This window comes from Arthrobacter sp. G.S.26, assembly GCF_050847375.1.
Lineage (GTDB): Bacteria > Actinomycetota > Actinomycetes > Actinomycetales > Micrococcaceae > Arthrobacter.
Window position 1 is genome coordinate 2,541,704 of sequence record NZ_CP193752.1, and the last position, 13,845, is coordinate 2,555,548.

A 13,845-nucleotide genomic window follows, 5' to 3' on the forward strand; every position below is an offset into this window, starting at 1 on the left:
CATCCTTGCACCGGCCGGGCATGCCGACCGTCGTCGCCGCCGGAATAGAACCGGGAGCGGCAGCCGTTGACCACGGGTGAAGACCACTTGCAGTCAACCAGGAAGCCGGAAAAGACACCATGAGCAGCACCACCACCCTTGCAGGCATTCTCTCCGAAGCGGATGCGGCCGGCCACGACCACGCAGCGACCGAAAAGAACAGCGGACTCCAGCACATCCACAACCACGCCACCGGGAGCATCGTGTGGTTCCCCACCTGGAAGAAGTTCCGTGAGACCTCGGACTGGACCGACGCGGTGCAGGCCGCGGCAGCGGAGCTGAAGGCATCCTCCGCACCCTTGGAGGAAGCTGCGGCCGCCCTGCTTGCCGCCGACCTTGAAGCCCTGCTGGCGCGGGCTGCTGAATCGGCCGACGCCAACGTCTTCGTCCAGGAAAACCTGACCCCGCACCTTACCCGGACCTGGGCCGTAGGGGACGCAGCAGCGCAGGCCGCCGGGACGGACCTTCCCAACGGCGGCACCACACCGGCCGTTTTTGCCGCCTACCCGTACGATGCCTATGCCCAGGACGGCGGCGCTTTCGCCACAGCCCTCTGGAACGATGTCATTGACGCCCGCCGGGACCATGCACTGGCTGAGGAAGCCGCGCGGAAGGCACTCAAGCCGGTGTCCCGCAAAGCCCTGAAGAACGCAGCCCGCAAGGCCGCACGGCGCTAACGGGCCGCCGTCGGGCGTGTAAAACACCCGGGAACAGAAGCAGCGCCCGCCGGGCCAAGACCCGACGGGCGCTGCTGCGCTGTGTGAACCGGTTACGCCAGGCGGGTGAGCCAGCCGTGCGTGTCCGGGACGGCGCCGGTCTGGATGCCCAGCAGCTGGGTCCTGATGGCCATGGTGGTTTCACCGGCTGTGGCGTCCTCGGAACCGATGAATTCCGTGGCGTCGCGGAGCACACCGATAGGGGTGATCACGGCCGCTGTTCCGCACGCAAACACTTCGGCGATCTCGCCGGAGGCCACGCCGTCGCGCCATTCGTCCAGGGTGATCTTGCGTTCGCTGACCTCGCGGCCCATGTCCTTGGCCACCTGGATGACGGACATCCTGGTGATGCCTTCGAGGATGGTGCCGGTGAGCGCGGGAGTGACCAGCGAGCCGTCCTTCATCACAAAGAACACGTTCATGCCGCCGAGTTCTTCAACGGCATTGTCGTTGGCCTGGTCCAGGAACAGCACCTGCTTGCAACCGTTGGCTTCCGCCTCCTGCTGGGCAATGAGCGACGCGGCGTAGTTGCCGCCGCACTTGGCTGCACCGGTGCCGCCGCGGCCTGCGCGGGCGTATTCGCGGGAGATCCAGATGGAAACGGGCTTCAATTCGCCGCCGAAGTAGTTGCCGGCCGGCGACGCGATGACCCGGAAAGAAACTTCGCGGGCTGCCCGGACGCCCAGGAATGCCTCTGTGGCGATCATGAACGGCCGCAGGTAAAGGGCTTCGCCGTCGCCGCCGGGAACCCACTCACGGTCCGCGGACACCAGTTCCCGGATGGCACCCAGGAAGTATTCTGCGGGCAGTTCGGGCAAGGCCAGCCGGCGGGCCGAGCTGTTCAGCCGCGCGGCATTGGCTTCAGGCCGGAACGTCCACACGGACCCGTCCGCGTGGCGGTAGGCCTTGAGGCCCTCAAAAATCTCCTGGCCGTAGTGCAGCACCGCCGCTGACGGGTCCAGGCTGATGGGCCCATAGGCCTCAACCCGTGCACTGTGCCAGCCGCCGTTGCCGCTTTCGTCCACGCTGTAGTCGACGACGGCGGTGTGGTCGGTGAAGTAGTTGCCAAATCCCGGGTTGGCCAGGATGGCAGCACGCTCTTGCGCAGACTTCGGGTTGGCCGAGGGCTGCTGGCTGAATTCGACGCCATGGGCAGTCTGAGTCATGGTTCCTCCACGATCGGCCGCCCTCTGTTCAGCACTGGACGTCGGGCGGCATTTGGTGATTCGGATCAAGCTTACGCCCGAAGACGAACGCTCCGGAGCGGCTTCAGAGCCCGGCAGCGATGGCGTCGCCCACGGCGCTGGTGGAGCGCGCGGCACCGTCCCGGCGTTCGACGTCGGCAACCACCGCCGCCTCGATCCTGCGGGCCGCCGCGGTGAAGCCGAGGTGGTCCAGCAGGAGGGCTGCGGAGAGGATGGCGGCGGTGGGGTCGGCCTTGCCCTGGCCGGCGATGTCCGGAGCCGAGCCGTGGACGGGTTCGAACATGGAAGGCGCCGTCCGGTCCATGTTGATGTTGCCGGAGGCGGCCAGGCCGATGCCGCCGGTGATGGCCGCGGCAAGGTCGGTGAGAATGTCGCCGAAGAGGTTGTCGGTGACAATGACGTCGAAGCGGGACGGGTCCGTGACCATAAAGATCGTGGCGGCGTCCACGTGCAGGTAGTCGTGGGTGACCTCCGGGAATTCCTGCGCCACGGCCTCCACCGTGCGCTTCCAGAGGTGCCCGGCGAAGACCAGCACGTTGTGCTTGTGGACCAGGGTGAGGTGCTTGCGGTCGCGTTCGCTGGCCCGGCGGAACGCGTCCCGGACCACGCGTTCCACGCCGTGCGCCGTGTTCAGGGACACCTCGGTGGCCACTTCATGGATGGTTCCGGTGCGCAGGCTGCCGCCGTTGCCCACATACGGCCCCTCGGTGCCTTCGCGGACCACGATGAAGTCGATGACTCCGGGGTTGGCCAGCGGGCTGCCCACGGTCCCGTACAGGCGGGACGGGCGCAGGTTGACGTAGTGGTCCAGGCTGAACCGCAGCTTCAGCAGCATCTCGCGTTCGATGATCCCGGACGGAATCCGGGTGTCACCGGGTGCCGCGCCCACAGCGCCGAAAAGGATGGCGTCCCGGGTCCGGAGATCGGCCAGGACCTCATCCGGGAGGGTTTCCCCGGTGGCCAGCCAGTGCTCGGCACCGAGCTTGTATTCGGTCTGCTTGAGCTCCACACCTTCGGCCGCAACGGCCTTCTCCAGGACTTTGAGGGCCTCGGCAATGACCTCGGGGCCAATGCCGTCGCCGGGAATAACTGCCAGATCAATGGAGGATGCGCTCATGGTTTCAGGGTAGCCAAGTCATCCATATGGTGGTCAAGCCGTCTCATTATCCGAACACCCGGCGATATCCACCCAGGGCATGAGGCGGCACTGTCCGACGGGCGCATAGAGTTCCATGGTGGACAGACGGCACAGCATGTACAACTGGCTCCGGGACAATACCTTCAAGGTGGACCTCGTGCTGATGCTCGGCATCCTCCTGTTCTGCGGGCCGGTGTACCTCCTGGCGGACCGGCCGGACCACTTCATCCTTTCCACGGCCATGGTGGTGCCCCTGGCCTGGCGGCGCAGCCATCCGGTCCGCGCAGCATCGGTGATTGTCCTGGCCTGCCTGGTCCAGTGGTCCCTGGGCCTGGAGCCGCTGGCCGGACTCGTGGCCGTCCCCGTCATCATCTATGCCGTGGCAGCCTATGGGCCTGCCTGGGCCAGCCGCACCGTCCTGATCCTGGGGCTGGTGGGCGGCGTGATGCTGACCAGCCGGAACTTCAGCGGCACCGCCGAAACGGGGGTGCTGGGCCTGACCATCAGCGCCGTCTATGCCGTCCTGATCTGGATGCTGGTCCTCTTCAGCTGGACCCTGGGCGACCTCACCCGGGTCCGCAGGCTGCAGCTCCAAACCCTCTCGGACCGGGCCCGGCGGCTGGAAACCGAGCAACAGCAGGAACGGTCACTGGCTGCCGCTGATGAGCGGGCCCACATCGCCCGGGAAATGCACGACATTGTGGCCCATTCGCTGTCGGTGATCATCACGCAGGCGGACGGTGCCCGGTATGCTTCGGCCGCGGATCCGGCCATCGCCACCGAAACCCTGGCAACCGTTGCGGCCACGGCCCGCGGCTCCCTCGCGGAGATGCGCCGGCTGCTGGGGGTGCTGCGCCAGGAGGATGGCGCCTCCACCCGGCCCCTGCCAGGACTCGCGGACCTCGATGACCTTTTCCTCGGCTTCCGCGCCACCGGGATGCGGCTGGAGTCCGGCCAGGACGGCACTCCGCGGCGCACCCTGCCGCCCGGGGCCGAACTCACCGCCTACCGGGCGCTGCAGGAAGCGCTGACCAACGTCCTCAAGCACGCCGGGCCGCAGGCCGGCGCCAGGGTGCTGCTCAGCTGGCAGTCCCGGGGCCTGCAGCTGGACGTGCACGACGACGGCCGGGGAGCCGCTGCCGATCCCACCGACGGCGCGGGCAACGGCCTGCGGGGAATGCGGGAGCGGATCAGCCTTTACGATGGTTCGTTGACGGCCGGCCCGGCCGCCGGCGGAGGCTTCCACGTCTCCGCGTTCCTGCCCTACACGGAAGCCTGAGCGATGACCGACCCCCTGGAAGCCCCGCCGGCCGGCACCATCAAGGTGGCCCTGGTGGATGACCAGCGGCTGGTCCGCTCCGGCTTCGGCATGCTGATCAACTCCCAACCCGACCTGGAAGTGGTGGCCGAAGCGGGCAACGGCATCGAAGCGCTGCAGGCGCTCTCCGCGGTCTCCGCGGACGTGGTGCTGATGGACGTACGGATGCCCGGCATGGACGGCATCGAAGCCACCCGCCAGCTGATGGAACGCGCCCTGGCCGCACCCGCCGGGTCCCGGCGGGCCAACATCCGGATCGTCATGCTGACCACGTTTGACCTCGATGAATACGCGCTGGCCGCCATCCAGGCCGGCGCCAGCGGTTTCCTCCTCAAGGACGCTCCGCCGGAGGAACTGCTGGAAGCCATCCGAACGGTGCACCGGGGCGACGCGGTGATTGCCCCCTCCACCACCCGGCGGCTCCTGGAACACGTTGCCCCGCTGCTCCGCGCCCAGGCACCGGCGCAGCCGGAACACGACGCCGCGGTGGCCCGGCTGACCGCCCGCGAGCGGGAGGTCTTTGAACTGATCGCCCAGGGGCAGTCCAACCCTGAAATCGCTGTGGGCCTGTTTGTCTCCGAGGCAACCGTCAAAACCCATGTGGGACACATCCTGGCCAAGCTGGGCGCCCGGGACCGGGTCCAGGCCGTGGTCATCGCGTACGAAACGGGAATCGTGGTCCCCGGAAACTAGGCCGCGGTCCGGCGCGGCACCTGGCAGCGATCCGTGGCAACGGCACCTGGCAGCGACGTGGGTGGACAGGCCCGGGCCGGGCGTCCGCCCACGGTATGAGGGACCGGCCGTAAAGGACCAGCCCGTCGGCCGATCCCGGATCCGGCGCCGGCCCATAGCGTGGAACCATGACAACTTCCCTGCATGACCATCACTCCCCCGCCAGCGGCAACCCGGCCGCCGGCCCGGCCGTCCAGGCCATCTCCCTGGCCAAGACCTACGGCCGCGGCGACACCCGCGTCAGCGCCCTGCGGGATGTCAGCGTCAGCTTCGAGGCCGGCCGCTTTACCGCCATCATGGGACCCTCCGGTTCCGGTAAGTCCACCCTGATGCACTGCCTGGCCGGCCTGGACTCAGCTGACGCCGGGCAGATCCTGGTGGCCGGGACGGACATCACGGCGCTCAACGACAAGCAGCTCACCGCCCTCCGGCGGGACCGGATCGGCTTCGTCTTCCAGGCCTTCAACCTGGTGCCCACGCTGACGGCCGAACAAAACATCACCCTTCCGCTGGCCCTGGCCAACGCCGCAACCGACAAGGAATGGTTCGACTATGTGGTGGCCACGCTGGGGCTCAAGGACCGGCTGCGCCACCGCCCGCACGAACTCTCGGGCGGCCAGCAGCAGCGGGTGGCGGTGGCCCGCGCCCTCCTGACCCGCCCGGACGTGATTTTCGGCGATGAACCCACCGGCAACCTGGATTCGACGGCGGGCGGCGAGGTCCTGGCCCTGCTGCGCCGCAGCAGCCAGGAGATGGGCCAGACCATCATCATGGTGACCCATGATCCCGTGGCGGCCAGCTACGCGGACCGCGTGGTCCTCATGAGTGACGGCAACCTGGTGGGCGAGATCCACGAGCCCACCGCCGACTCCGTCCTGGCAGCCCTCGGCAAGCTGGGGGCATAGCCGTGCTGCAGGTAGCCCTCTCGCAGTTCCGGACCCACAGCAGGCGCTTCATCGCCGTGGGGCTGGCGGTCATGCTGGCCGTCGCCTTCCTCGCCACCACGCTCATGGTGGGCGCCAGCACCCAGGCCTCGCTGGGCGCCAGCCTCGGTGAGTCCTACAACAAGGCCGATCTGATCGCCACCCCCGGTCCCGGCAACGGCTCCGGCCCGTCGGGGTTCAGCCAGGCCGCGGTTGACGCCGTGGCTGCGGATCCGGCCGTCAGCGCCGTCTACGCCCAGCAGACTGCGTACGCCTACATCGGCGTCAACGGCCAGGAAATCTTCGGCAAGGTCCGCAACCTGGCCCCCGCAGCCCTGGAACCGGCTTCCCTGGAATCCGGTTCCCTCCCGGCTGCTGCCAACCAGGTGGCCGTGGACAGGACCACCGCGGACCGTTACCGGCTGAGCGCCGGGCAGGCCCTGGTAGTGGCCACCGGCGACCAACGCACCACCGTGTCCCTGACCGTCTCGGGGATCCTCCGCGCCAGCAACGACCCGTTCGCCAGTGCCACCGCGCAACTGGTGGCCCTCTCACCCACCGTGGGAACCCTCACGGCCAACAGCGGACCCGATGCCGGCCCGGCCGGCGCCGAGGGCCTGCAGCTGGTCCTGGCGCCCGGCACCGACGCCGCCGCCGCGCAGGCATCGCTGGCCGGCGTGCTGTCAGCGGCCGGGGCAGCCGACCCCACCGTCCGGACCGCCCAGGAGGAAGTGACCAGCCAGGTGGCCGCCATGACCGGCGGCCAGGACCAACTCACCGTCGTTTTGCTGATCTTTGCTGCCGTGGCATTGGTGGTGGCCGCCCTGGTGGTCTCCAACACGTTCGCGGTCCTGGTGGCACAGCGCACCAGGGAGCTGGCGCTGCTCCGCTGCCTGGGCGCCGGCCGGCGCCAGGTCCGCAATTCCGTGCTGCTGGAGGCCCTCGTTGTGGGCGTGGTCGCCTCGCTCCTGGGCGTGCTCGCCGGTACCGGCCTGATGGCCGGCCTGATCGGCTGGGCCAGCTCCCAGCCCAACTCGACGTTCGCCACCCTGGCCGTGCCGCCGTCGGCCATCATTTCCGGCCTGGTGGTGGGAGTCCTGCTGACCCTGGCCGCGGCGCTGGTTCCTGCGCGCGCCGCCACGGCTGTGGCCCCGCTGGCCGCGCTGCGCCCCGCGGACGACGCTTCGCTGCGCAACACCAAAGGCCGGGTACGCCTGGTGCTGGGTATCGCCGCCCTGCTGGCCGGCGTTCCGCTGCTGGTGTGGGGTGCCCTCGAGGTCCAGCTGGTTCCGGCGTTCGGCGGCGGGCTGCTGAGCTTCCTTGGTGTGCTGCTGAGTTCCTCTCTGTTCATTCCCGCGCTGGTTTCGCTGGTGGGCAAGCTGGCGGCGGCGGCCGGCGTCCCGGGAAAGCTTGCGGCGCTGAACGCCGTCCGCAATCCCGGCCGGACCTCGGTCACGGCCGCCGCGCTCCTGATCGGCGTCACCCTGGTGACCATGATGATGACGGGAGCCGCAACGTCCCGGATTGCCTTCGACAAGGCCCTCGCGCAGAACTATCCCGTGGACATGGCAGTCACCGCCCCTGGCGCCGGTGCCTTCGGCGGGCCTGCTGCAACCCAGCCCCCCGGTGCGGCGGCCGGTTTTACCGAAACGCAGCTGGCGGCTGTGGGCGGCCTCCCCGGAGTGGAGTCCGCGGCGGCGCTGCCGGCAGTGGGCTCGGCGGACCTGGACGGGTATCCCAGCGAGATCCTGGCGCTGCCGGCAGGCCAGGCCGCGGCCATCCTCCGGGATGCCGGCCTGGTCCTGGAACCGGGAAAGATCTACCTGCCGGAAGGCTCAACGCCGGGCACTGTGACCGTCACGGGCACCGCCGGTACAGCCAATCTCAGCGCAGTGGTGCTGGAAACCCGGAACATGCCGCCGCTGGTCAGCACCGAGACAGCCCAACAGCTTGGGACACCCACGGTGGGCCAGGCCGTGTGGCTGCGGCTGGCTGACCCGGCAGGCGGGACGCTGTCCGGGGACGATGTCCGGACTGTCCAGCAGCAGGTGGCGGAGGCGCTGGCAGTGCCCGCAAGCGCGGTGAGCGGCGCGGCCATCGAACGGCTGACCTTCAACCAGGTGATCGACGTCCTGCTCCTGGTGGTCACGGCGCTGTTGGGGGTGGCCGTGCTGATCGCCCTGATCGGCGTGGCCAACACCCTCTCGCTCTCCGTCCTGGAACGGACCCGGGAGAACTCGCTGCTGCGGGCATTGGGCCTGACCAAGGGCCAGCTGCGGGGCATGCTGGCCCTTGAAGCGGTACTGGTGGCAGCCGTCGCCGCCATCATGGGAACGGTCCTGGGGGTTGCCTACGGCTGGCTGGGTGCCATGTCCGCGCTTGGCGGCGTGGTCGATGTGTCCCCGGCAATTCCGTGGCTGCAGCTGCTGGGAGTGCTCGCTGTGGCAGTCATCGCCGGCCTGCTGGCCTCGGTGGTCCCGGCGCGGCGCGCGGCGCGGCTTTCCCCGGTGGCGGGGCTGGCCACGACGTAGCCCCCGCCCAACTGACTCGCAGTTGTTGTCGTTTTGAGGGCTCAGAACGACAACAACTGCGAGTCAGTTGGGTCAGGCGGCGGGTTCCTCGAACTTCGGGAAGACCGGTGCCGGCGCGGGCAGGACGGTACCGGCCACGATCGGTGTGGCCAGGGCCGTGAACTGCCGGGCGTCGCCGTCGGGCTGGCCCAGGGTGTCCAGGAGTACAGCGGTGGCGGTGGGCATCACCGGCTGGGCCAGGATCGAGACAATCCGCAACACCTCCAGTGTCACGTACAGCACGGTGTTCATGCGCTCGACGTCGGTCTTCCGCAGCACCCAGGGCGCCTGGTCGGCGAAGTACGCGTTGGTGTCGCCCAGGACAGTCCAGATGGCTTCCAGGGCACGGCTGAACTCCTGTTTTTCAAAAGCAGCGCGGGCCGCCGCCAGCAACCCGTTGGCCTGCGCCAGGATGGCGTTGTCCGCCTCGGTGAAGTCTCCCGGCGTGGGGACCATGCCCTCGCAGTTCTTGGCCACCATGGACAGCGACCGCTGGGCCAGGTTGCCGAAGTTGTTGGCCAGGTCCGAGTTCATCCGGCCCACGATGGCCTCGTGGTTGTAGCTGCCGTCCGCGCCGAACGGCACTTCCCGGAGGAAAAAGAACCGGACCTGGTCAAGGCCGTACTGGGCCACGAAGTCGGCCGGGGCCACCACGTTGCCCAGGGACTTGGACATCTTGACGCCGTTGTTGTGCAGGAAACCGTGGATCATCACGCGTTTGGGCAGCTCGATCCCGGCGCTCATCAGGAACGCCGGCCAGTAGATGGCGTGGAAGCGGGAGATGTCCTTGCCGATCACGTGGACATCCGCGGGCCAGAACTTCCGGAACGATGCCGAGTCCACATCCGGGTAGCCCACACCGGTGAGGTAGTTGGTCAGGGCGTCAACCCACACGTACATCACGTGCTTGTCGTTGCCCGGGACGGGGACGCCCCAGTCGAACGTGGTGCGGCTGATGGAAAGGTCCTCCAGGCCGCGCTTGACGAAGCTGATGACCTCGTTGAACCGTGACTGCGGGGCGCCGAATTCCGGCTGCTCGCCGTACAGGGCCAGGAGCCTGTCCTGGTAGGAGGACAACCTGAAGAAGTAGCTCTCCTCAGCCGTCCACGTCACCTCGGTGTCTGTCTCTTTCGAGTAGCGGACGCCGTCGTCCTTCACGGCCGTCTCATCCTCGCCGTAGAAGGCCTCGTCCCGGACGGAGTACCAGCCCTCGTACTTGTCGAGGTAGATGTCGCCGTTTGCTTCCATCTTCTTCCAGATGGCCTGCGACGCGGCGTAGTGGTCCTCGTCAGTGGTGCGGATGAAACGGTCATACGTGATGCCCAGGGCGGCGTGCGCTGCCTTGTAGACCTCTGCGTTCCGGTCCACCAGGTCCTTGGGCGTGACGCCTTCCTTCTCGGCCGCCTGGGCGATCTTCATCCCGTGCTCGTCCGTGCCGGTCAGGAACATCACGTCGAAGCCGTCCAGCCGCTTGAACCGCGCCATGGCATCCGTGGCGATGTACTCGTAGGCGTGGCCGATGTGCGGCACACCGTTGGGATAGGTGATGGCCGTGGTGATGTAGAACGGCGTTTTCTCGGAAGCAGTCACGGTTGGAGCGTTACCTTCGGTGCGGAGGGACAGGCTAGATGAGTTCGGTCAGAGTATCGCTGAGCCGGACCAGTTCGTGGTCGTGGGACGCCACCAGCACGGCGATGCCGTCGGAGGTGGTGTCCTTGAGGATGCTGATGATGCGGTTGGCGGAGGCACGGTCCAGGCTGGCCGTGGGTTCGTCCACCACCAGGACGCGGGTGCCCAGGATCAACGCACGGGCAATGGCCACCCGCTGGCGCTCACCGCCGGACAGCTGCGCGGGACGGTGCCGCATGCGGCGGCCCAGCCCCACCAGGTCCAGGAGGTCCTTGGCCATGTCCCGGCGCTGGTCCACTTCGCCGTCCGGAACGGCAGGGAGCAGGACGTTCTCCAGCGCGCTCATGCCGTCGATCAGGGCACCGCCCTGGTCGACGTAACCGATCAGCGCCCGACGGCGGTCGGCAATTTCGTCGTCGCCCATGCTTTCGAGCGAATCGCCTTCCCAGAAGACCCGGCCCGACGTCGGCAGCGTCAGTCCGGCGCCGACGGTCAGGATGCTGGTCTTGCCGGAGCCGCTGCGGCCGGCGACGCAGTGCATCTCACCGGCGTGCAGGGTCAGGTCGAAGCCCTCCACCACGCTGACGGCTTCGGCCCCGCCTTTGCCGCCGCCGTAACGGATGGTGATGTCGCTCAGTTCCAGCGGGGTGGCGTGGTCGGCGGCCTTGACGATGGTGTTCGCGCGGGTCTGCAGGGGCACCTCGCCGGCGCCGCCCCTGCGGCTCCGTTGGACATTCGTCGGGTTTGTCATTGGACCACTTTCGTTGCAATAGGTATCCAGCAAAGTACAGCCACCAGGCCGGCCACGCCGGCCCAGAGCGCGGCGTAGGGGGCCAGCAGCAGGCCTATCCCGAGAGCGCCCAGCACACCCAGGGGCAGGGCCACGGTTCCCACCAGGGCATTTTCGAACAGGCGCACCTGGCGGAGCATGTCCGGGTTCCAGCCCATGGCCGCAAGGATGCCCAGGTACTGCCGTTTGGCGTTCAGTTCGAAGCGTCCGGTGACCAGGGTAAGCACCAGGCCCACGGCCACCCCGGCGACTGCCAACAGGATGCTGGGAAGCGCAACGCTGGCTGCTGCCAGCCCGCTGAGGGCGCTGGCGCCCGCGGCCCGGGGGATGTCGATCAGGAGTGAGATCAGGCCGCCCACAGCGGCGCCGAACACGCCTACGGCGATGGCCAGCGACAGGGTGTTGAACTTGTTCGTTGCGAGCTGCCGGTTGGCGAAGGTCAGCGGTGAGTCAACGGGGATGAGGCGTTCGTCGTGCTGCGGTTCCTGGTCCACCACGTCCCGGTGGCGCAGCTGCTGCGCGGCAAACAGCGCAGCGCCGGCGTAAAGCACCAGGACGGCGGCCGTGACCAGGACCGTGGTGAGGCTCCAGCTGAGCAGGCTCAGCAGGGCACCGGCGGCGGCCAGGAGGATGGCTCCCACACCGAATTCGGCGAGCACCCAGCTGCGGATCCTACGCTGGGTCCAGCCCATGGCGCGGAGCGTGCCTGCCTCGGTGCGGCGCTTGCGGATGTAACTCACGGTGGATGCGCCGGTCAGCAGGGCTGCCCCGCACAGGGTGAGGAAGAGGAGGGTGATGTTGGTTCCGGACAGGGAACCCGTCACGGCGTCCGCGGCGTTCTGGCGGACCCAGGACTGCTGGACGGTGCCCAGCGCCGATTCCTTGCCGGCGTCGTCCTTGGAGTAGCCGGGGACGAAGATGCTGGCGTCCTCGCGCGCGGAGCCTGCCACAACTGTGGCCTCCAGGCCCATGCTGCGGATGTCGGCGGCAAGCTTCTCCACCTCAGGCTGGGCTTCCTTCCAACTGCCCGGAGCGGTTGCCCGGACCCGGACGGCATCGATCACGGCAGCGTTTTCGGTGTAGCCGCGGGCGGCAGCCAGGCCGTAGTAGTCGGTGATGGCGCCGGCGGACTGGCTGGCCAGTCCCGTGGCGCTCAGGGAGGGCTGCAGTTCGGCGTTGGCAGCCTTGCCCTCTGCGTCCTTGACCAGCGAGAACGGGGTGGGGTCATAGCCGCCCAGCGGCAGCTTGTTGACGTCGCCGGCGGCTTGTGAGACGGCGGCCGGATCGAAGGTGCCGTACACCATGGCCAACGGTGCTGCCAGCTTCTGGCCGGTGGCAACGCTGTCCCGGTAGGACCGCTCGTCCACGGGTTCACGCTGGGTCTGGTCCACGGGACCGCCGGTGGCGCTCTTCTCGGGCAGCCGGTTGACGGTGACCCACTCCCCCGGCACCGCGGTTTTGCCCTCGGCGCCGTTGGCGGCAGTTTCGCCGTCCTGGTACTTGGGGGCTGCCGAGAAATCGGTGCTCCACTTCGCCGGTGTGTAGAGGCCCTGGTTGAAGTTGCCGTTGCTGCCCAGGAGGGAGGAATGGTCCGTCGAACCGGGCCAGGAGAGAACAAACGGGTCCTTGGACACAAACGGGAGGTAATCCTTGCCCAGGGAGCGCGAAACGGTGCCGACGTCCTTGACCACCTTGCCGGCGTCGTCGATCTCCTCGATCTTGACGTTGTAGGTCAGGTCAAGGGACGTCCCGGACCGGACCACCAGCGGGATGGCCTGGGAGTCGGCGGTGAGCTCGCCGGTGCGCTTGGCCTGCTGGTACTGGGTCATCAGGGGCGCCCAGTACTTGAGCTTCACACCCAGGAAATCGGGGCCTTCTTCAAGTTCGGAAAGGTCAATGCCGTTGGTGAAGAGGCCTTCAAAGTAACGGCCCACGGCGCCGGCGTTGCGCGCGTCGGCGGGCGGGGCCTTCTCCAGCGGTGCGAGGAAGTCTCCCGCGGTCCCCAGGAGGGCGCGTTCGGAGGCAGGGTCGACGGCGACGACGGACTCCGTGACTTCAGGTGCCATGGGCAGGGCAACGGAGAGGTTGAAAAGGTTGTGTTCCGAGCCGCCGGCCGGGGACGGGAACTTGATGCCGGTCTCGTCCTCGGGCGCGGCGATGCGGATGCTGCTGCCGCCGCCGGCCTTTTCCTCGAGGAGTTTGGCCTTGCCGAGGGTGCCTTCAGCGGAGGATTTGAACAGGGTCTGCTCGGAGACGCCGTCGGAGCTGACGGCGCTGGCGGTGAGCCGGTACTTTTTGGCTTCGTCCGTCAGAACGGATTCCGCGGCCGGCCATTTGTCCGGCGCAGTGGCGCCGGTTGCCTGGTCAGCGGTCGCGGTGCCTGCCAGCCCGGAGTTGTAGCCGAGGAAGTCCATGGCGTCCAGGCGCGGCGTTTCGAGGTTCTGGGTCACGCGGGACACCAGGCTGATGGGAGCCGCCACGGCCGTGCCGGACAGTTTCCTGATGGCCTCCAGCTGGTCGAAGCCGATCCCGCCGGTTCCGGTGGCGATCTCCGGCTGCAGCAACGTGCCGGAAGACGTCTTGGCCTGGACCAGGACATCGTAGAGCCCCCGCGAATTTTCATCCACTGTCCGGTTAAGGGCCGCCTGCGACTGGCTTTGGACGAGGACCGACAAGCACATGGCTGCGATCAGAATGGCAGCGGTCAACAGCAGCACTTTGCTTCTGATGAACCTCTGGACGGCGTTCATGGAACTCCCTGAAACCTGGATTGCGTACGCACACA

10 protein-coding genes are annotated in these 13,845 nt (G+C 68.0%); 5 read left to right on the forward strand and 5 right to left on the reverse strand.

Features of this window, described 5'->3' with window-relative positions; translation table 11 throughout:
* Nucleotides 1–119 precede the first annotated feature (119 nt).
* Nucleotides 120–716 (forward strand): hypothetical protein, encoded by a 597-nt coding sequence (locus tag ACRB8A_RS11600; RefSeq protein ID WP_056597332.1) that lies wholly within the window; start codon nt 120–122, stop codon nt 714–716.
* 92 nt (nt 717–808) lie between these two features.
* Here the strand turns inward: ACRB8A_RS11600 and ACRB8A_RS11605 are convergent, their stop codons facing one another.
* Nucleotides 809–1,921: a branched-chain amino acid aminotransferase gene (locus ACRB8A_RS11605; protein WP_056597330.1), complete on the reverse strand. Its 1,113-nt coding sequence runs from the start codon at nt 1,919–1,921 to the stop codon at nt 809–811.
* 103 nt (nt 1,922–2,024) lie between these two features.
* Nucleotides 2,025–3,077: a 3-isopropylmalate dehydrogenase gene (locus tag ACRB8A_RS11610; RefSeq protein ID WP_050687267.1), complete on the reverse strand. Its 1,053-nt coding sequence runs from the start codon at nt 3,075–3,077 to the stop codon at nt 2,025–2,027.
* A 115-nt stretch (nt 3,078–3,192) separates the two neighbouring features.
* On the opposite strand from ACRB8A_RS11610, the gene ACRB8A_RS11615 reads away from it, so the two are divergent.
* The 4 genes from ACRB8A_RS11615 to ACRB8A_RS11630 all read left to right on the forward strand — a co-directional run bounded on the left by ACRB8A_RS11615 (nt 3,193) and on the right by ACRB8A_RS11630 (nt 8,602).
* Nucleotides 3,193–4,377 (forward strand): sensor histidine kinase, encoded by a 1,185-nt coding sequence (locus ACRB8A_RS11615; protein WP_432244743.1) that lies wholly within the window; start codon nt 3,193–3,195, stop codon nt 4,375–4,377.
* Between the two features lie 3 nt (nt 4,378–4,380).
* Entirely contained in the window at nt 4,381–5,109 is a 729-nt protein-coding gene (locus tag ACRB8A_RS11620) for a response regulator (protein ID WP_197273608.1), read from the forward strand.
* A gap of 167 nt (nt 5,110–5,276) precedes the next feature.
* A complete protein-coding gene (locus ACRB8A_RS11625; protein ID WP_050687269.1) occupies nt 5,277–6,053 on the forward strand; it encodes an ABC transporter ATP-binding protein in 777 nt (258 codons plus the stop codon).
* 2 nt (nt 6,054–6,055) lie between these two features.
* Nucleotides 6,056–8,602: an ABC transporter permease gene (locus ACRB8A_RS11630; RefSeq protein WP_056597328.1), complete on the forward strand. Its 2,547-nt coding sequence runs from the start codon at nt 6,056–6,058 to the stop codon at nt 8,600–8,602.
* 72 nt (nt 8,603–8,674) lie between these two features.
* Here the strand turns inward: ACRB8A_RS11630 and metG are convergent, their stop codons facing one another.
* From metG to ACRB8A_RS11645, 3 genes are read right to left on the reverse strand one after another with little or no spacing between them, the layout of a single operon-like run.
* Nucleotides 8,675–10,231, reverse strand: coding sequence for a methionine--tRNA ligase (metG, locus tag ACRB8A_RS11635; RefSeq protein WP_432244744.1), 1,557 nt, complete (start codon nt 10,229–10,231; stop codon nt 8,675–8,677).
* Nucleotides 10,232–10,265: 34 nt separating this feature from the next.
* Nucleotides 10,266–11,021 (reverse strand): ABC transporter ATP-binding protein, encoded by a 756-nt coding sequence (locus ACRB8A_RS11640; RefSeq protein WP_050687275.1) that lies wholly within the window; start codon nt 11,019–11,021, stop codon nt 10,266–10,268.
* The gene (locus tag ACRB8A_RS11645) at nt 11,018–13,810 is read right to left on the reverse strand and encodes an FtsX-like permease family protein (protein WP_432244745.1); all 2,793 of its coding nucleotides are present in this window, start codon (nt 13,808–13,810) and stop codon (nt 11,018–11,020) included. The genes ACRB8A_RS11640 and ACRB8A_RS11645 overlap by 4 nt, the downstream gene beginning before the upstream one ends.
* Between the last annotated feature and the right edge of the window lie 35 nt (nt 13,811–13,845).

What these genes read in the sequence shown, in the direction of transcription:
- ACRB8A_RS11600 (WP_056597332.1), top strand. Translation starts at nt 120, where the DNA reads ATGAGCAGCACCACCACCCTTGCAGGCATTCTCTCCGAAGCGGATGCG.
- ACRB8A_RS11605 (WP_056597330.1), bottom strand. Translation starts at nt 1,921, where the DNA reads ATGACTCAGACTGCCCATGGCGTCGAATTCAGCCAGCAGCCCTCGGCC.
- ACRB8A_RS11610 (WP_050687267.1), bottom strand. Translation starts at nt 3,077, where the DNA reads ATGAGCGCATCCTCCATTGATCTGGCAGTTATTCCCGGCGACGGCATT.
- ACRB8A_RS11615 (WP_432244743.1), top strand. Translation starts at nt 3,193, where the DNA reads ATGGTGGACAGACGGCACAGCATGTACAACTGGCTCCGGGACAATACC.
- ACRB8A_RS11620 (WP_197273608.1), top strand. Translation starts at nt 4,381, where the DNA reads ATGACCGACCCCCTGGAAGCCCCGCCGGCCGGCACCATCAAGGTGGCC.
- ACRB8A_RS11625 (WP_050687269.1), top strand. Translation starts at nt 5,277, where the DNA reads ATGACAACTTCCCTGCATGACCATCACTCCCCCGCCAGCGGCAACCCG.
- ACRB8A_RS11640 (WP_050687275.1), bottom strand. Translation starts at nt 11,021, where the DNA reads ATGACAAACCCGACGAATGTCCAACGGAGCCGCAGGGGCGGCGCCGGC.
- ACRB8A_RS11645 (WP_432244745.1), bottom strand. Translation starts at nt 13,810, where the DNA reads ATGAACGCCGTCCAGAGGTTCATCAGAAGCAAAGTGCTGCTGTTGACC.